The 18188-nt window shown below is 74.8% G+C and carries 12 protein-coding genes; 3 read left to right on the top strand and 9 right to left on the bottom strand.

All coding sequences use genetic code 11. The annotated features are described in order from the left end of the window. Positions 1-65: 65 nt before the first annotated feature. From HS99_RS37590 to HS99_RS37620, 7 genes are all read right to left on the bottom strand, one after another. Positions 66-2630, bottom strand: a complete 2565-nt coding sequence (locus tag HS99_RS37590; protein ID WP_046386623.1) for an ABC transporter permease — start codon at positions 2628-2630, stop codon at positions 66-68. Continuing rightward, on the bottom strand, positions 2624-3427 hold the full coding sequence (locus tag HS99_RS37595) for an ABC transporter ATP-binding protein (protein ID WP_030553374.1): 804 nt from the start codon (positions 3425-3427) through the stop codon (positions 2624-2626). Before HS99_RS37595 ends, HS99_RS37590 begins: the two co-directional genes overlap by 7 nt. 80 nt (positions 3428-3507) lie before the next feature. Beyond that, on the bottom strand, positions 3508-8304 hold the full coding sequence (locus HS99_RS48045) for a DNA repair ATPase (RefSeq protein WP_267885548.1): 4797 nt from the start codon (positions 8302-8304) through the stop codon (positions 3508-3510). Between the two features lie 29 nt (positions 8305-8333). Then, entirely contained in the window at positions 8334-10355 is a 2022-nt protein-coding gene (locus tag HS99_RS37605) for a hypothetical protein (RefSeq protein WP_030287879.1), read from the bottom strand. 74 nt (positions 10356-10429) lie between these two features. Beyond that, on the bottom strand, positions 10430-11104 hold the full coding sequence (locus tag HS99_RS37610) for an OB-fold-containig protein (RefSeq protein ID WP_157846538.1): 675 nt from the start codon (positions 11102-11104) through the stop codon (positions 10430-10432). 301 nt (positions 11105-11405) lie between these two features. After that, the gene (locus tag HS99_RS37615; protein WP_030287875.1) at positions 11406-12497 is read right to left on the bottom strand and encodes a PucR family transcriptional regulator; all 1092 of its coding nucleotides are present in this window, start codon (positions 12495-12497) and stop codon (positions 11406-11408) included. A 121-nt stretch (positions 12498-12618) separates the two neighbouring features. Continuing rightward, complete coding sequence (locus HS99_RS37620) at positions 12619-13389, bottom strand: GntR family transcriptional regulator (RefSeq protein ID WP_030553380.1); 771 nt, start codon at positions 13387-13389, stop codon at positions 12619-12621. Between the two features lie 169 nt (positions 13390-13558). On the opposite strand from HS99_RS37620, the gene HS99_RS37625 reads away from it, so the two are divergent. After that, the gene (locus HS99_RS37625; protein ID WP_050366544.1) at positions 13559-14320 is read left to right on the top strand and encodes a tyrosine-protein phosphatase; all 762 of its coding nucleotides are present in this window, start codon (positions 13559-13561) and stop codon (positions 14318-14320) included. Between the two features lie 40 nt (positions 14321-14360). Here HS99_RS37625 and HS99_RS37630 read toward each other — a convergent pair whose 3' ends face one another. Continuing rightward, complete coding sequence (locus tag HS99_RS37630; protein WP_050366543.1) at positions 14361-15221, bottom strand: ABC transporter permease subunit; 861 nt, start codon at positions 15219-15221, stop codon at positions 14361-14363. Next, entirely contained in the window at positions 15218-16129 is a 912-nt protein-coding gene (locus tag HS99_RS37635; RefSeq protein ID WP_030553385.1) for an ABC transporter ATP-binding protein, read from the bottom strand. Before HS99_RS37635 ends, HS99_RS37630 begins: the two co-directional genes overlap by 4 nt. A gap of 134 nt (positions 16130-16263) precedes the next feature. On the opposite strand from HS99_RS37635, the gene HS99_RS37640 reads away from it, so the two are divergent. Then, on the top strand, positions 16264-17481 hold the full coding sequence (locus HS99_RS37640) for a sensor histidine kinase (RefSeq protein ID WP_046386372.1): 1218 nt from the start codon (positions 16264-16266) through the stop codon (positions 17479-17481). Continuing rightward, on the top strand, positions 17478-18134 hold the full coding sequence (locus HS99_RS37645; RefSeq protein ID WP_030287866.1) for a response regulator: 657 nt from the start codon (positions 17478-17480) through the stop codon (positions 18132-18134). Before HS99_RS37640 ends, HS99_RS37645 begins: the two co-directional genes overlap by 4 nt. Positions 18135-18188: the final 54 nt, after the last annotated feature.

Here is an 18188-nt window from a genome sequence, read left to right on the forward strand (position 1 = left end):
GCACCGGCCCGGCCGCCTTCGCCCGCGCCCTCGCCGACTACACGGCCACCCCGGCTCGGCCGCTCTCAGGCAGCCCCCGCCGCGCCGCGCAGGATGCCCTGCCCGTCCCGGCCGCGCAGGGCCAGCGCTGCCGGGACCACCGCCGAGGTCAGGGCGATGACCGCGCAGACGGCGGCGAGCACACCCATCACGGTCCAGGGGACGGCCGCGGGCGTCGGGCCGACCAGGTGGGTCAGGGCGGCCCAGGAGCCGCCGACGCTGATCACCGTGCCGAGCACGCCCAGCAGGGTGCCGGCCGCGACGCACATCAGCGTTTCGAGGGCGACGGTGCGCAGTACCTGGGCCCTGGTGGCACCGGCCAGGCGCAGCAGGGAGAGTTCCTGCCGCCGGTCGCTGACCGTCATCACCAGGGAGTTGGCCAGCGCGATGGCCGCATAGCCGATCGCCAGCCCGAGGATCATCAACAGGGCGTTCCAGGAGGCCTGTTCGGTGCTGTCGGCGGCGTTCGACCAGATGTCCGCGGGCGTGGTGAGCCGGGCGCCGAGACCGTCCACGGCGCCGTACAGCGCGGCGGCGGCCTGTCGGGGGTCGGTGCCGGGCAGCAGTCGCAGGTCGATCCGGGTGGCCAGGGCCGGGCCGCCGATGCCGCCGGTGACGGCGTCGGCGCCGTTCACCCAGGCTTGGACGGTCTCGGCGCCGGTGCCGAGCAGGGCGGCGACCCGCAGGTCACGGGGGGTGCCGTCGGCCAGTCGGACGGACACCTGTCCGCCGACCCGGGGCGAGCCCGGCCAGGTGCGGCTGAGCGCGACCGAGCCGGGGCCGAGGTCGGCGAGCGAGCCTGCGACGACGGGCAGGCGGTCGACCTCGGCCAGTGCGGCCGGATCCGCGGTGGCGGCGCTGAGCGGCACCAGGGCCTGGCCGGTCGGGTCGACGGTCATCAGCGAGGTCGGGGTGATCACCAGCGCCCGTACCCCGGGCACGGAGCGGACGCGGTCCACCACGGCCCGGTTCAGCCCGGGCGTGCCGGCCGGGGTGACGACCAGGTCGGCGGCGGACAGCTGGCGGCGGACCTCGCTGACCTGCGAGCGGTTGATGGTGTCGATGCTGCCGAGCAGGCACCCGGCGAAGGCGACGACCAGCACCACCGGGGTGGTGGTCGCGGCGGTGCGCCGGAACGCGGTCAGCGAGCTCTGCCGGGCGGTGGCCCAGATGATGCCGCCGCCGTCCTCGGCGGGGCGCCCGCGCAGCCGGGCCGTCAGCGCGGGCAGCGCGGTCAGCAGCCGGATCGCCGGGCCGGCCAGTACGGCGGCCAGCAGCACGCAGCCCGCGACGATGCTCAGCAGCAGGCCGAGCGAGTCGGCGGCGTTGGCCGCCGCGTCGGGCCAGATGCGGGCCGTGACCACGAGGGCCGCGATGCCGCCGCCGAGCACCAGCAGGCCACTGACCCAGCGGAAGGCCAGTGCGAGGCGAGAGCGCCGTTCGGCGTCCGCCTCGGCGAGGGCTTCGCCGGGGCTGATCAGACCGGCCCTGACGGAGGAGAGCAGGACGCCGCCGATCGCGGTCAGCAGCCCGATCGAGGCGGCGACCAGCAGCCCCCACCAGGTGACCGGGACGGTGAAGTCGGCGGGCACCATGCCGTGGTCGACCAGCCAGTGGCCGGCCGGCGCCGCCCCGGCCGCGCCGAGCGCGCACCCGGCGGCGGAGGCCAGCACCCCGACCACCAGCGCCTCCCGGTTGACCAGGGCGCGCAGCTGTCGGCGGGTGGCGCCGATCAGGCGCAACAGGGCGAGTTCGCGGCGGCGCTGGGCGATGGACAGGGCGAAGGTGCCGGCCACCACGAACACGGCGGTGCCGCCGGAGACCGCGGCGGACAGGCCGAGCGGGGTCTGCACGTCGTCCAGCCGGGCGCTGACCTCGGCGTGGTGCGGGTCGGCCTGGCTGCGCTCGGTGCCGGTGAGCACCCGGGCGACGGCCGCGCCGCCGGCCGCGTCGACGGCCCGCCGCACCGCGTCGGCGGGGCCGAAGGCGGCCAGCACGTCGACGGCGGGGCAGTAGCGGGCGGCCTGGGCGTCGGTGAAGAAGACGGCGTGCTCGAAGGCCTCGGCCTCGGTGACGCCGGAGACCGTTGCCGTGTGCGGGCCGTCGGCGGTGACGTACCGGACGCGGGTGCCGACCTGCTCCGGGCGGCCGCCGCCGATGACGATCTGGTCGTCGGAGGCGGGGGCGGTTCCCGCGGTGAGCCGGTAGCCACCGAGGGCCGCAGCGGACCAGGCGCGTCCGACCTGCTCGCGCGGGCCGTCCGCCAGCTGGGCGTAGAAGGTGTGGTCCGCGACGGTCGGGCCGGTCGCGGCGACGGCGGCGAGCAGCCCGGCGGGCAGGCCCGGCTGGGCGGGGACCGGGGTGGACTGGGGGTCGCCGCCGGTCGCGGGGGTGAAGTCGACGTTCCGGTCGGCCATCACCAGGACCGGGGCCTGGGAGTAGCGCTGGCGGGCCTGGTCGGGGACTTCGGCGGTGGCGGCGATGACCAGGATCGAGGTGGCCATCAGGGCGACGCCGCAGGCCAGCGCGACGAAGCTGCCGACGAAGGAGGCCCAGCGGAGCCGGACGGAGGCGAGGGCGAGGGTCAGCATGCCGAGGCCTCCGACGCGTGAGCCTGAGACGGGTGAGCCTTCGACGGGTGAGCCTCCGGCGCGTGGGCCTCCAGCGCCGTCATCCGGGCGGCGACCTGCTCGGCGGTGGGCCGCTCCAGCGAGCCGTCCAGTCGGCCGTCACGGAGGAACAGCACCCGGTCGGCGTAGGCGGCGGCGACCGGATCGTGGGTGACCATGACCACGGCCCGGCCGGGGTCGTCGGCCATCCCGCGGAGCAGGGCGAGCACCTCGCGGCCGCTGCGGGTGTCCAGCGCGCCGGTCGGTTCGTCGGCGAGCAGCACCGCGGGGCGGGTGATCAGCGCCCGGGCGATGGCGACCCGCTGCTGCTGGCCGCCGGAGAGCTCGCCCGGCCGGTGCCCGGCCCGGTCGGCGAGGCCGACCGCGGCCAGGGCGGCGGTCACCTCGGCGGGCGCCGGGCGGCGGCCCGACAGCTTGGCCGGGAGCGCCACGTTCTGGGCGGCGGTCAGCGCGGGCAGCAGGTTGAAGGACTGGAAGACGAAGCCGATCCGCTCCCGGCGCAGGACGGTCAGCTCCTTGTCGCGGAGCCCGCCCAGGACGGTGCCGTCGACCCGCACCTCGCCGTCGTCGATCGCCTCCAGGCCGGCCGCCGACCGCAGCAGGGTCGACTTGCCGGACCCGGAGGGGCCCATGACGGCGGTGAAGGTGCCGAAGGGGAACCCGACACTCACGCCGTCCAGGCCGACGACGGGCTCGGGCCCGCGCCGGTAGGTGCGGCGGACGGAGCGGAGTTCAACGGCGAAGTCCGTGGCGTTCATGATCCCCATCCCATCGTGCCAGGCCGGGCCGGCTCAATGAGCAGGGGTTCACTTCCGGGGGTGTAGCCAGCTACACCCCCTCAGGCCTCCCGCCAGGCCCGCTTCAGCTCCGCCCAGCGCCGCGCCTGCTCCGGCGTCAGGTCGTCGCGCAGCTCGGCCAGCTTCAGCAGCTGGGCCTCGGCGTCGGCGCCGAGCGGCTGGGCCTCGGCCCGGTAGTGGTCGATGAGCAGGGCGTCCAGTTCGGACCGGGTGAGCGCGGGGTCGAGGCGCTGGGCGAGCTTGGCCATGTTGCGGTAGGAGCCCTGGAGCAGGAACGGCGGCTCGGTGCGGGCGCGGTCGTCCTGGGCGGCGGAGGCCAGGTAGGCCCGGTTGACGGCCAGGACGGTGCCGCGCAGGTGGAGCAGCCCGGCGAGGACGGCGGTCATCCGCTCCACCTCGGCGGCCGGCCAGGCGCCGGCCAGGGTGCCGCCGGGGGTGCCCGCGGCCCGGGCGAGCAGGGTGTCCAGGTCGGCGCGCTCGGCGGTGGCGAGCGGGGCCAGGTGGGGGTTGGCGGGCAGGGCGTTCTCGACGAAGCTGAGCGCGAAGAGGTCCTCGCGTCCGGCGACGGCGTCGCCGAGGTTCCAGACGTCGGCGCGGTTGGCGAGCATGTCGGGCAGCCGGAACAGCCGTCCGGACCCGGTGTACGGGTTGGCGGCCATCACCACGGCGAAGCGCTTGCCGCGCAGGTCCCACTCGCGGGCCTCGCCGTCCCAGACGCCGTCGATCCGGCGCTGGGCGTCGCACAGCGGGATGAAGCGCTGCAGGAACTCGGGCGAGGTGTGCTGGACGTCGTCCAGGTGGAGCAGCACGTTGTCGCCCGCGTGCAGGGCGAAGTTGAGCTTCTCCAGCTCGCGGCGGGCGGTGGCGTCGGGGGCCTCGGCCGGGTCCAGCGAGGTGACGTGGTGGCCGAGCGCCGGGCCGCTGACCGGGACCAGCAGCAGGCCGAGCCGTTCGGCGAGGTACTCGACCAGGGTGGTCTTGCCGTAGCCGGGCGGCGAGACGAGCAGCAGCAGGCCGCTGCGGTCGACCGGTCCGCCGGAGCCGACGGTGCCGATCTGCTTGGCGAGGTTGTCACCGATCAGCGGCAGGTACACCTGGTCGATCAGCCGGTTGCGGACGAAGCCGTTGAGCGGCGCGGGGCGGTACTGGTCGAGCCGCAGCCGGGCGTGCTCGGCGGCCAGCAGCTCGCCGCGCAGTCGCTGGTAGGCGCGGTGGCCGGGCATCTCGATGGCTTCGAACTCGCTCACACGGGCGAGCAGTTCGTCCAGCCGCAGGTCCAGCGAGCCGCCGCGGATGCGCGGGTGGTCGCCGAGCAGCCCGGTCAGCCGGGTGGCGACGGTGCCGTCGACGGGGCGGCGCGGCAGGGACGGGCAGAGCAGCACGGCGGCGGCCTCGGCGCGATCGCCCCGGTCGGCGTCGGGGGCGGCCGACTCCAGCCAGGCGGTGGCCAGTTGGTGCCGGGCGGTGAGCAGTTCGGGCTCCTCCGGCAGGGCGGCCAGCGCCTCGGTGAGTCCGGCGGACTCGGGGGTGGCGTGGAACTTGTCCAGCAGTACGGCTGCGCCCGCCGAGTGGACGAAGACCGGTGCGGCGGCGGCGAGTTCGGCCACCAGGTAGTCCCCGGCGCCGTGTGTGCCGTGTGTGCCGTGTACGTCCTGCGCGTCCGGCGCGAACTCCGCGACGGCGGCCGACAGTTCGGCGGCGAGCGCGGCCAGGGCCGGCACCGGCCCGTACGCCCGGCGGGCGAGGCCGAGCGAGCGGGCCCGGGTGTGCCAGACCAGCCGCTGCCGTTCGTCGGTGCCGTGTGCCCAGTACAGCTGGGCCGCCGCCCGGGTGGCCGCCGGGTGGCGCAACAGGCCTGCTTCGGCGTCGAGTTCGAGCAGGGCGCGGAGCACCAGGGCGGCGTCGTGGTCGTGCACCCCGCGCTGGTAGCCCTCGTCCGCGCGCTGTTCGGCGGCCCGGCGGACGTACTCCAGCAGCTCGTTCCCGTCCGTCAGCGGCCCAGCCGTCAGCGCCCCAGCCGTCAACGCCTCCGCCGACAGCGGGTCCGTCAGCGTCCCCGCCGTCAACGTCTCCGTCGAGGCGGCCAGCAGCAGGCTCGCCGCCAGGTACTCGGCCCGGTAGAGCGAGGGCGTCTCGGAGGGCAGCGCCCGGTCCCAGTACCGCTCGGTGGCGGCGAAGGCCGGGTCGGTGACGGGGGAGCGGTAGTCGGTGCCGGTGAGGGTGAAGGCGGGTCGGCCGCGCCAGGGCAGCAGGGTGAGTTCGGGGCGCTGGGTGGTGACGGCGAACAGGTGGCGGCCCAGGCGCAGGGTGCCGGGGCCGTCCCCGGCGAGTTCGGCGCGGTCGCGCAGGGCGCGGTGGGCGCGGCCGCGGGCGGCGCGCAGCCGTCCGGTCAGCTCCTCGGCCCGGACCCGGTCGCCGAGGTCGGTCAACTGCCGCGCCAGGTCGCGGAGTTTGACGGCGGTCTGGTCGGCCGCGAGAGCGGTATCGATCTCCTCGGGAGTGCCGAGGGCGGCGAGGCGCCGGTGCAGGGTGTCGAGGACGCGCTCGGCGGAGGCGGCCAGTCGGTCCGCCCGGCGGGCCCGTTCCTCCAGCAGGTGCTGGCGGCGGGCGGTGAGCGCGTCGTGGATCCCGGTGCGCCGCTCGGCGAGCTGTTCGCCGAGCGCCGGGTCGGCGTCGGCGAAGCGGGTCTCCAGTTGCTCGACCCGGAGCAGCAGCCGGCCGAGCCGGTCGTCGCAGGCTTCGGGGGTGTCGGCGGCGGCGAGGGCGGCGGTGACGGCCTGGGCGAGCAGCGCGGTCTCGGCGGCGAACTCGGCGGCGGCCTCACGGGTGCGCAGCTCCCGGCGGCGGACGGTCAGGGTGGTGCGGGCGCGGTTGAGCAGCCCGAGTACGTCGGCGAGGCGGTCCAGGACCGCGGTGCGGGTGGTGGCGTCGGCGAGGTCGAGGGTGCCGACCAGTTCCGAGACGGTCTGCAGGGCCTCGCTCTGCTCGCTGAGCCGCTCCGCCAGTGGCCCGGCCTCGGCGGCGGTGGCGATGGCCGAGCAGTGCTCGGCCAGTTCCGCGGCCCGGTGCCGGTGCGGCTCGAAGGCGGCGGGTTCGGCGAGTTGGACCACCGCCCGGGCGGCGGCCTCGGCCAGCCCGGCGGCGAGGTGTTCGGCGAGTGCGTCGATCCGCTGCCGGTCCACCCGCGGCAGGTCGCGCAGCGCCTCGACCCGGCCCTGGGCGCGGCGCAGTGCGGCCAGCCGATCGACCCATTCGGCGGCGTCGGCGAGGGTCTCGCCGCGCGCGGTGCGCAGCAGGCCCTCGACGTGTTCTGCGGTCTCTTCGGTGCGGGCCGCGGCGTGCGCGGTGAGCTGGGCGATCGCCTCGTACTCGGTGATGACCTGTCGGGCGGTCTCGCGGATCTCGGCGAGCGGCGCGGCGAGGTCGCCGAGGCCGTCCTGGCCGAGCCAGTGGTGCCGGTCGGTGGTGCGGGTGCAGGCGGCGAGTACGGCCCGGTGCCCGGCCGGGGTGTCGGCGCCGGCCGCGGCCAGCCGGGCCAGGGCCAGGCAGTCGGCGAGGCCGCGGACCAGGTCGGCGTTGCCGATCCGGGCCAACGGGCCGCTGCCGGACGGCTGTTGGGCGGCGTGGCGTTCGCTGGTGAACGGGCTCCGCCACAGCTGGACGGGGTGCAGCCGGGTGGGGCCGTCCTCGGCCGGGCGCAGAGCGACCAGGGTGCCGTCGTCGAGCAGCGCGTAGCCCTGGCAGGCGAGCGGGGCGGCGGCCTCCTGGCGGACGGAGTTGTACGGCTGGAGCAGCGCGTGCCCGTCGACGGCGGAGCGGAACTCGTACAGCACGTCCTCGCCGTTGGGGGAGAGGAGGGTGCGCTCGTACACCAGGCCGTCCACCGGCTGGTCGAAGACGCGCACGGTGCCGTCGGCGAGGTGGCAGCCGCCGGGGAAGGCCACGCCCTGGTCGGCGGGCAGCCGTAGGCAGGCCTGGCCGAGCGCGTCGATCCGGGTGACCTTGCCGGTGGGCAGGTGGACCACCAGGTGCCGGACGGTCTCCTCCTGGTACGGGCGCACCCGCACCAGCAGCAGGGTGCCCAGCCGGGCGTGGGCGACCTGGGCGTCGGCGAGGGTCTGCAGGGCCTCGGCGAGGGGCTCGTGGTGGAGTTCGCGGCCGTCGGGGGCGGCGAGGGTGAGCCGGCCGCCGTCCACGCCGAGGCGGAGTTCCCCGGCGAGGTCGGCGCGCGGCGCGGTGCCGGGGGTGGCGGGCAGCTGGTCGTCCCGGGTGAGCGGCGTCCAGTCGAGCTGCTGGCCCTCGGCGGGGGCGTGGTCGCGCTCGCCGCGACCGTCCTGGTAGTCGACCCGGTCGTCGTCGAGACGCCAGCGCAGCACCCGGACGTCGGCGGCGGCGGGGCCGGTGCGGAAGACGGCGAGCAGCCGGCCGCCGACCGGCCGCAGCCGTTCCAACCGGGCGTCGCGGAAGTAGCGGCTCAGGTCGGCGAGGTCCTGGCGCAGTCGCGGGTCGTCCAGCAGGGCGCCCTCGGCGGGGGAGAGGTCGTCGGGCCGGTGGAGGCTGAGGACGTCCGTGAAGTCCTCGTCGCCGTCGACCACTTCGGCGGGCCGGGTGCCGAGCAGCAGCAGCCCGCCGGCGGCGGTGAGGTCCTGCGGCAGGCAGGGCCGGGCGGTGGTGAGCCGCCCGGCGCCGGTGAGCAGTAGTTCCCCGCCGCCGAACTCCTCGACCCGGCGGGCGTTCAAGGCCTGTGCCCGGTCGGCGAGTTCGGCGGCGGCCCGGCCGAGCCGGTCGCGCAGGACCTCGTAGGTGCCGGCGTCGAGCCGGGTGTCGGAGGCGTCCACGGTCAGTTCCTCGGGTGCTCGGCGGGTCGTTACTTGGAGCCGTTCACGGAGCCGGCGGACAGTGCCCCGATCGGCGTCTCCGCGATCCCCAGCTTCTTCGCCGAGTCGAGCAGTTGCCGCAGCTGCCCGGCCTGCTCACCGCCGCTGCCGATCAGCTGGAGCAGCAGCGCGGACACCGTCAGGTTCTGCACGTCCGCGGTGGACACCGAGGACAGCACCCGGGTGAGGTCCTCGGTGAAGCTGGCCCGTCCGTCCAGCCACGGCCCGGCCAGGGCCTGGGCGGTCCGCGAGTGGCCGACGAAGGCGTCCACGCTCTTGCCGGCCGTCACCGACTGCACCAGCTTCTCGAAGAACACCGAGTCCCCGCCGACGATGTCGATCTTCGCCTTCTCCAGCCCGGTCGCGACCAGCGCGGCCTGGGCCTCGGCGATCTGCCGCTGCGCCTCCAGCCCCGCGAGGCGGACGTCCTTCTCGGCGGCCAGCCGCAGCCGGTACTCCTCGTGCTCGCGCGAGGCGTCGTCCAGCTTGGCCATCGCCGCGGCCTTCTCGGTCAGGCCCTCGGCCTCCGCCTTCAGCTTGGCGCCGACCTCCAGCGCGGCCGCCTTGGCCTTCTCGGCCTGCACGGCGGCCTCGGCGCGGCCGACCTTCTCCACCGCCGCGGCCTCCTGCTCGCGCACCTGCACCCGGGCCAGGCCCTCGGCGGCGGCCTCCGCCCGGACGCCCTCGGCGAGCTTGACCTTCGCGGCCGCGTCCAGCTCGGCGGCCTGCTGCCGGGCCTCGGCCAGCACCAGCGACTCGCGGGCCTTGTGCGAGGCGGCCTGCTCGGCGGCCTCGGCGGCCTTGATGTCCTTGACGAGCTTCTCCTGCGCCTCCGCCTCGGCCTGGATGACCACGGCCTTGCGCATCCGCTCGGCCTCCTCGGTGGCCCGCAGCGTCTTGACGGCCTCCTCCTGCTCGGCGACGGTGCGCTCGACCGCGACCCGCTCGCGGACCACGTCGGCGACCTCCCGGCGGCGGGACTCGACCTCCTTCGTCTTGGCCATCACGGCGAGTTCGGTCTCCCGCTCGCGGCCGACGACCTCCAGCAGGCGGTCCTTCTCGATCCGCTCGTTCTCCACCGCGATCACCCGCTCGCGGTTCTTCTGCGCCACCGCGACCTCGCGGGCCTGGTTCTCCCGCTGCACCCCGAGCAGTTCCTCGGTGCGCAGGAAGGCGGTCTGGGCGTTGAGCCGCTCCTCCTCCTGCACCCGGGCGATCACCGCGTCCTCCTTGGCCCGCAGGGTCTCGATCTCGCGGCGCTGGCGGATCTCGGCGTCGGCCTGGCGGCGTTCGAGCTCCAGGACGGTCTCCCGGGCGTCCACGTTCTGCCGGGTGATCTCCTTCTCCTCGTTGCGCTGGTACTCGTTGGTGCGCACGTGCTCGATCGCGGTCAGCTCGGTGATCTTGCGGATGCCCTGGGCGTCCAGGATGTTGTCGCCGTCCAGCTGGCTCATCGGGGTCTGTTCGAGGTGGTCGATGGCCGCGTCCTCGAGGGTGTAGCCGTTGAGGTCGGTGCCGATGACCGCGATGATCTGGTCCCGGAACTCGTGCCGGTGGGTGTACAGGTCGGTGAAGTCCAGCTGCTTGCCGACGGTCTTGAGCGCCTCGGCGAACTTGGCCGCGAAGAAGTCCTGGATCGCCTGCGGGTCACTGGCCCGGGCGGTGCCGATCGACTGCGCGACCTTGACGACGTCCTCGACGGTCTTGTTCACCCGGACGAAGAAGGAGATCCGGATGTCCGCCCGGATGTTGTCCCGGCAGATCAGGCCGTCCCGGCCGGCCCGGTGGATCTCCACCGTCTTCGCCGTGATGTCCATCAGCTCGGCCTTGTGCAGGATCGGCAGGACGATCGCGCCGGTGAAGGTGACGTCCACCTTCTTGGTCCGCGAGACGATCAGGGCCTTGCCCTGCTCGACCTTCTGGAACAGGCGGCCCACGAAGAGCAGGACGGCGAGCAGGATGAGCAGCACGACGGCGACGAGTACGCCGAAACCCACGGCGATGGTGTCCATCACGGAGTCCTTTGACGAGATGGTGGTGCGAAGTGGTTGGTGGATTACCAGAACCGATGGACGGTCAGAGACGGTCAGGGGCCCGGCGGGGACGGGTCGAACGGCGCGACCAGGAAGTGCTCGCCGTCCGGGTCGTAGTCGTAGATCAGCGCGGTGCGCCCGGCCGTCAGACCCGGTTCGGGGTCCGGGGTGCGGACCTGGACGGTCGCGGTGGAGCCGTCCTCGGCGGTCACCTCGGCCTGCCCGAAGTCGGCGGTCACCCGGCCGGTGCGGATCACGCAGACCCGGCCCACGAAGTCGGCCCGGGTGACCGGCCGGTCCTCCGGGAACAGTCGCCGCAGCGGCCGGACGAGCGCCCGGGTGCCCGCCCAGGAGGCGACCAGCGCGACGACGAACACGCCGCCGCGCGCCGGTGCCCCCGAGGTGAGGACGGTGCCGGCCAGGCTGACGAACCAGGCGAGCGCGACCAGCAGCGAAACCGCCACCGTCGCGGGCACCCCGCCCAGCCCCAGCGCGTCCAGCACGCCCCCGTGGTGGCCGTTCCCGTGCTCGGGTGCGTGGGCACTCCCCCCGCCGGCACCGTGCCCGCCGGACGCCCCGTGGGCCACGCTCCCCCCGGCACCGTGCCCCCCGGCACCGTGCCCGACGTGACCCACCGGGCCCACGTGCCCGGCGTGCCCGGCGCCCAGGTGGTGCCCGACGCCGTGCCCCCCGTGCAGGCCGTCGAACCCCAGGCCGCCGATCAGCATCAGCAGCCAGTACCCGACGACCACCACCAGCGCGAAGCTGAACAGCGCCGTCGGAAAGGCCAGCGCGGCCGCGAAGAAGTCCCCCGTCCCGGCCACGCTCCCCCGCCCTTCCGACGGCGCCGCACATCGGCGCCGGGGAGATCATGGCAGCGTGGGAGGCGCCCGCACATTGCCAGGATCCGGCAATCTTTACGGCCTTTTGACACCCTGGTACGTGCTTTCACCGTGACACTGCAACAGTCGGGCAACAGGACGGCCCCGGGCAGGTCATCCGGGTTTGCCGGCCCCTCCGGGAGGTGCCCTACAGCGGCTGCTCCGGCCAGTTCAGCAGCCGCGCCCCCATGGCCGCCGTCTCCAGGGTGAAGCGCTGCAGCGCGTCCGCCGGGTCGTACCCCGTGAGCGACTTGATCCGCTCCAGCCGGTAGCCGAGCGTGCGCACGCTCAGCCCCAGCCGGCGCGCCGCCTCCGCGTTCACGTACGCCGCCTCCGCCTGCACCGCGATGGTGTCCAGCAGCGGACGGGCCCCGCCGCGCGCCTCGGTCAACGGGCCGAGCACGCTGCGCACCAGATCGGCCATCGCCGCCCGGTCCCGCATCAGCACCGGGAAGACCAGCAGGTCCTCGGCCTTCAGCCGGCAGGCCGGCAGGCCCAGCCGCTGCGCGTAGTCCAGCGCGTCCAGCGCCTCGTCGTAGCTGCGCAGCACCCCGCTCGCGCCCGAGTGCCGGCGCCCGGTCGCCACCCGCAGCACCGGCCGGTAGCCGGGGCCGGGGCGCAGCGTCAGGTCCGCGAAGGCGTCCAGCACGGCCCGCTCGGAGTCCGGGGCGATGCACACCAGCCGGCCGTCCTTGCCGGCCAGCAGCACGTCCCGCTCGCCGAACCGCCCGGCCAGCTCCCGCTCCACCCGGTGCACCATCGGATGGACGTCCGCGAACGGCTCGTCGCCGACCGCCACCGCCACCGTGTACGCGCCCGCCAGCCGAAGCCCGAACCGCTCCGCGCGCTCGGCGAGCAGGCCGAGGTCGCTGCGGCCGTGCAGCAGGTCGTCGATGAACTCCCGCCTGGCCGCCTCCTCCTGGCGGACCGCCAGGCGCTGCGAGCGCTCGTGCCCCTCGCCGAGCGCGGCCAGCGCGGCGTCCGTGGCGGCCAGCACCGCGTCGCCCATCCGGCGCAGCTCGCCGACGCTGGTCGCGCCCGTCGTCCCGGGCAGCGTCTGCCAGGCCCGCCGGGCCGCGGCCAGGCAGTGCGAGACCACCTCGCGCAGCCCGTAGCCGGCCTCGGCGCACTGCTCGCCGAGCCGGCGCAGCCCCTCCAGCTCGTCCCGGCGCAGCAGGCGCCCGGTGCGGGAGACGTCGGCGAGCAGGGTGAGGTACGCCTCGGCCAGCTCGGTGGGCATGTCGCACTCGTTCGTCTCGGTCACCGTGTTCTGCCAACCCCCGTGCGGCCTGATTCCGGGCGGGGAACCTTATCAAGGCCCTTACGGTGGCGGCCTCCCGGCGTGATCCGGAAGACGCGCGCTAACGCTCGCGGAAGTGCAGCACGAAGCGCGCGCTGCTGCCGTCGATCCGCCGCCGGACGTACAGCGACGGAGTGCCGTCCGGGGTGCAGCTGACGCCCTCGCGGACCAGCAGCGGGGTGCCCGCCGGTACACCCAGCAGTTCGGCGTCCGTCAGGTCCGCGCCGATGGCGCCGAAGGCCCGCCAGTCGTACTCCAGCTCCATCCCGGCCGCCCGGGCCAGGTCCCGCACCAGGTTCCCGGCGTGGCCGGGGCGCACCAGCTCGGCGGGCAGCGGCCCGAACGGCACCCAGTAGCTGCACGCGGCCCGGGCCCGCCCGCCGAGGCGGATCACCGAGTCCAGCCGGGACAGCCCGTCCGGCGCCCGGCCGAGCTGACGGGCCGCCTCCTCGTCCTCCGCGGAGCCGGTCACCGGCGGGGCGGCGACCACGAACTCGCCGTCCCCCTGCTCCCCCTCGGGCAGTGCCTCGTGCACGCTGCCCAGGTCGAAGCGCTGGCTGCGCGGGTCGACCGCGATCGAGACGCGGACGGCGGGCGGCCGGACGAAGGTGCCCACGCCCCGGCGGATCTCCACCACGGCCGCCCGCTCCAGCTCCGCGACCGCCTGCCGTACGGTCAGCCGGTTCACGCCGAACTCGGCGCTCAGTTCCGGCTCGCTGGGCAGCCGGGCGCCCGCCGGGTAGCCGCCGGCGTCGATCCGCTCCTGGAGCCGGCGGGCCAGCCGGCGGTACAGCGGGGTGTTCGGGGGAGTGCTCGGGAGGTTCGTCGCCACGCACCCGATCCTACGAAGCCGACGGCCGCCGCCCCGGCTCGCCGTGGCGGCCCGGCAGAGGTGGGATGGAAAGGTGTTCCGATCCTGGGTGAGGGATTGGACATCTAGACGTCTAGATGTCCTACTGGAAGCCCTCTCCCGTGTGCGGCTCCACCGAAAGGCCCCTCGCATGCCCCTGGTCAACTTCCGCGACCCCGCCGTCCTCAGCGACCCCGAGGGACTGCGGATCCGCCCCGGCGTGCTGTACCGCTCCGCCCAGCCCTACCCGGCCGCCGACGAGGCCGTCGTCGCCCAGCTGCGCTCCTGCGACATCCGTACCGTCGTCGACCTGCGCGACCCCCGCGAGACCCGGCCCGCCGACTGGGCCGCCGCCGAGCAGGCCGGGATAGCCGTCGTCGCCGCCCCGGTGAACCCCGCCACTGACGCCCTCACCGCCCACATGGCGACCATGACCACCGCCGCCGACCTCGGCGAGTTCTACCTGCTGCTCGCCGAGTCCGCCCCGGAAGCCGTCGCCGTCGCCGTCGAGGCCACCATCCGCCCCGGCGCCGTCCTGCTCCACTGCGCCGCGGGCAAGGACCGCACCGGCCTGCTCACCGCCCTGCTGCTCGACCTCCTCGGCGTCCCCGCCGAGCGGATCGTCTCCGACTACGCCCGCACCGCCGACGCCCTCCCGCAGATCTTCGCCAACCTCGCCGAGCGCCACCGCACCGCGCTCAACGGCCACGGGTCCACCCGCGTCACCGACTCCGAGGGCCGCCGCCTCACCATCCCGGCCCCCCTCCTCCAGGCCCCCGCCGAAGCCATGTCCGCCTTCCTCACCCACGTCCGCACCCGCCACGGCGGCGCCGCCTCCTTCCTCCCCGCCTGCGGCGTCCCGGCCACCACCCTCACCGCCTTCCGCACCAAGGCCGCGGCGCCGGGAGCCTGACGGCGGCGGACTTCCGGCTCCCCGGCCCCGACGGCCCCGTTCACACGTCCCGCCGCCGTACCACGATCGCCGTCACCGCCACCGAGACGACCGCCCACACCCCCATGGTGATCCAGGAGTCCAGCACGCTCGGTGCCCACTTGCTGATCGTGGTCAAGGAGTCGGGGTTGTAGGTGAGCCGGTTGACGGTCTCCATCGGCAGATGGGCGCCGATCTCGTGCAGCCACCGGTAGCGGTCCCCGCCGAACATCAGCGGCAGGATGAAGAGCAGCATCACCAGCGAGACGATCGAGGCGGTGGCGTGCCGCAGCAGCGCGCCCAGGGCCATCCCGATCAGCGCGCAGACCGGCACGATCGCCGCATAGGCGATGACGGCCTGGAGGCTGACCCCTTGGGCGATGGAGAGCCCGACGTGCCGGGAGGCCAGCATGGCGTTGCAGGCGAAGAAGGACACCGTGGACACCACCGCCCCGGCCAGCGCGGTGATCCCGCCGATCAGCAGCACCTTGGCGGCGATCACCCCGCGCCGGTCGGGCACGGCGGCGAAGGTGGTGCGGATCATGCCGCTGGTGTACTCGCCGAACACGGTGATCGCGCCCAGGCTGCCGGCCGCGATCGCCATCACGTAGCAGGCGATGCTGCTGAGGCTGTGGTAGAGCGCGTCGTAGCGGTACGGGGGGAGGCCGGGTATCGGCCGCGGCGGGTGGTCGATGTACGTCAGGTCGGAGTGGACGGCGTTCAGGTTGATCCCGATCGCCACCAGCGAGGCCAGTGCCAGCACCCAGTACGTCGAGCGCAGCGAGCGCAGTTTGATCCACTCGGCGGCGAGCAGGTCGGTGAACCGGGGCGCCGGGTCCACCGAGCGGGCGCTCTCCGTACGGGTCAGGGTCATGGTGCTCATCGGGCCTCTCCAGCCGGGTACTCGATGCTGTCGGCGGTCAGGGACATGAACGCCGACTCCAGGGACGACGTCCGGGAGGCGAGCTCGTGCAGCACCACCTTGTGGCGGTGCGCGAGTTCACCGATCCGCTCGGCGGCCATGCCGGTGACGATCGCGAACTGCGGCTCCATCAGGTCGACTTCGGCTCCCTCGGCGCGCAGGGCGTCGACCAGCAGGGAGAGTTCCGGCGCCCGCACGGCCACACTCGACCGCGCGTTGCGGGCCGAGAACTCGGCGAGGCTCTCGTCGGCGATCAGCCGGCCGCGGCCGATCACCACCAGCCGGTCCGCGGTGTGCTCCATCTCGGCCATCATGTGGCTGGAGACGAAGACCGTCCGCCCCTCGTCCGCGAGTCGCCGGAACAGCCCGCGCACCCAGAGCACGCCCTCCGGGTCCAGCCCGTTCAGCGGCTCGTCGAAGAGCAGCACGGGCGGATCGCCGAGCAGGGCGCCGGCGATGCCGAGGCGCTGCTTCATGCCCAGCGAGTAGCCGCCGATCCGCCGCCCGGCGGCCTTGCCGAGCCCGACCTCGGCCAGCACCTCGTCGACCCGCCCGAGCGGGATCCGGTTGCTGCGGGCGAGCGCCGACAGGTGCGCCTTGGCGCTGCGCCCGCCGTGGACGTCGCCCGCGTCCAGCAGGGCGCCGACGTGCCGCAGCCCGCGCGGCCGGCCGGCGAAGGGCACGCCGTCGACGGTGACGCTCCCCTCGGTGGGGGTGTTGAGGCCCAGGATCATCCTCAGCGTGGTGGACTTGCCCGCGCCGTTGGGGCCGAGGAAGCCGGTGACGGTGCCCGGCCGGACGGTGAAGGTCAACTGGTCGACGGCCGTGGTGGCGCCGTACCGCTTGGTCAGTCGCTCGATCTCGATCACGGGGACAACGGTGCCGGTCAGGGCCGTACTCGGGCATCGGGCGGCGGGACACAACCGGGGGCGGCCGCCCCCGCCCCCGGGATTAGTCCCGCGGGCCGATGTGCCGCCGTACGGCCCGCCGCTACCATCGCGTCATGATCATCGAGCCCCGTCCGCCCCTGCTCAGGCGCCTGCCCGCGGGCGTGTGGGTGGGGGCGTTCTGGACGGCCGTCGTGGTGTTCCGGTTCTTCACCCGGGCCGACGAGACGCGCCTCCTCTTCGACTACCACGGCAACGTGGAGGACATGCCCCTGGTGGTCACGGCCGTGGTCACCACCCTGGTGGCCTTCCTGCTGGTCCGGCTGCCGCTGGCGGCCGTCGCGGTGGCGCTGGCCGGCGGCGTCTACGCGCTCGGGATGTGGGGGGTGCCGGAGACGGCCCCGGTGCAGTTCCTGATCGCCGAAGCGGTGGTCGCCTACTGCGTGGTCACCCGGTCCCGCCCGGTGTCGACGATCGCGACGGCGATGCCCCTGGCCCTGCTCACCGGGCTGTTCTGCTGGGGCGCGGTCAACGGCTACCCGGTGAACCCGTACGCCTACGCGGGCCTCGCCGCGACCGTCCTGATCGCCTGGCTGATCGGCAACACCGTCCGCCAGAGCCGTACCCACGCCGAGGCCCTGCGCGGCCGCGCCGCCGAGCAGGCCGTCACCGCCGAACGGCTGCGCATCGCCCGCGAGTTGCACGACATGGTGGCCCACAGCATCGGCATCATCGCGATCCAGGCGGGCATGGGCAGCCGGGTCATGGACACCCAGCCCGCCGAGACCCGCAAGGCGCTGGACGCCATCGAGGCCACCAGCCGGGAGACCCTGGCCGGGCTGCGCCGGATGCTGGGCGCGCTGCGGCAGGGCGAGGGGGAGTCCGTGCCGCTCGAAGTGGCCCCGGGGCTGGACGAGCTGGACCGGCTGGTGGAGAAGACGGCGGCCGCCGGGGTGCGGGTCGCGCTCACCCGCAGCGGCGAGGCCCGGGCCCTGCCGCCCGAGGTGGACCTCGCCGCCTTCCGGATCGTCCAGGAGGCGGTCACCAACGTGGTCAAGCACTCCGGCACCCGCGACTGCCACGTCACCGTCGAGTACGGCGCGGAGCAACTCGCCGTCACCGTCGTCGACCTGGGCGCGGGCGCGTCGGCCCACCCCGCCGGCACCGGCTACGGACTGGCGGGCATGCGCGAGCGGGTCGCCCTGCTGCACGGCGAGTTCGACGCCGGCCCGCGCCGCGGGGGAGGCTTCCGGGTCGCCGCCCGACTGCCGGTCCCCCATCCGACCGAAGCACCCGAGAAGCCCGAAGCAGCCGCCCTGGAGGTGGGACCGTGATCCGCGTCGTCCTGGTCGACGACCAGCCGCTCATCCGCACCGGGCTGCGCGTGCTCATCGCCGACGCCCCCGACCTGGAGGTGGTCGGCGAGGCCGGCAACGGCGCCGAGGCCGTCGAACTGGTCACCCGGCTGCGCCCGGACGTCGCCGTGATGGACATCCGGATGCCCGGCATGGACGGCATCGAGGCGACCCGCCGGATCCTCGCCGACCCCGAACTGCCCACCCACGTGCTCGTCCTCACCACCTTCGACGACGACGACTACGTGTACGGCGCGCTGCGCGCCGGGGCGAGCGGCTTCCTGGTCAAGGACCTCGCCCTGGAGACCATCCTGGACGGCGTCCGGGTGGTCGCCGCCGGCGACGCCCTGCTCGCCCCCGGCATCACCCGCCGTCTGATCGGCGAGTTCGCCGCCAGGCCGGACGCCTCCGCCCGTCCCCGGAAGTCGGCCGCGGGCATCACCGAGCGCGAACGCGAGGTGCTCACCCTGGTCGGCCGCGGCCTGTCCAACACGGAGATCGCCCAGGAGCTCACCATCAGCGTGGCCACCGCCAAGGCGCACGTCGCCCGGTTGTTCACCAAGCTGGACGCCCGCGACCGGGTCCACCTGGTCATCCACGCCTACGAGTTCGGCCTGGTCGCGCCGTCGTAGCCCGCCGAGGAGGGCCGCGGACGGCACGAAGCGCCGGGGCGGGCCCACACAGCC

The sequence above is a fragment of the Kitasatospora aureofaciens genome (genome assembly GCF_001188955.3).
Taxonomy (GTDB): Bacteria; Actinomycetota; Actinomycetes; order Streptomycetales; family Streptomycetaceae; genus Kitasatospora; species Kitasatospora aureofaciens.

Coding starts and splice junctions, on each gene's coding strand:
- HS99_RS37590 (WP_046386623.1), bottom strand. CDS start 2,630: ATGCTGACCCTCGCCCTCGCCTCCGTCCGGCTCCGCTGGGCCTCCTTC.
- HS99_RS37595 (WP_030553374.1), bottom strand. CDS start 3,427: ATGAACGCCACGGACTTCGCCGTTGAACTCCGCTCCGTCCGCCGCACC.
- HS99_RS37605 (WP_030287879.1), bottom strand. CDS start 10,355: ATGGACACCATCGCCGTGGGTTTCGGCGTACTCGTCGCCGTCGTGCTG.
- HS99_RS37610 (WP_157846538.1), bottom strand. CDS start 11,104: ATGCTGATCGGCGGCCTGGGGTTCGACGGCCTGCACGGGGGGCACGGC.
- HS99_RS37615 (WP_030287875.1), bottom strand. CDS start 12,497: ATGCCCACCGAGCTGGCCGAGGCGTACCTCACCCTGCTCGCCGACGTC.
- HS99_RS37625 (WP_050366544.1), top strand. CDS start 13,559: ATGCCCCTGGTCAACTTCCGCGACCCCGCCGTCCTCAGCGACCCCGAG.
- HS99_RS37630 (WP_050366543.1), bottom strand. CDS start 15,221: ATGAGCACCATGACCCTGACCCGTACGGAGAGCGCCCGCTCGGTGGAC.
- HS99_RS37640 (WP_046386372.1), top strand. CDS start 16,264: ATGATCATCGAGCCCCGTCCGCCCCTGCTCAGGCGCCTGCCCGCGGGC.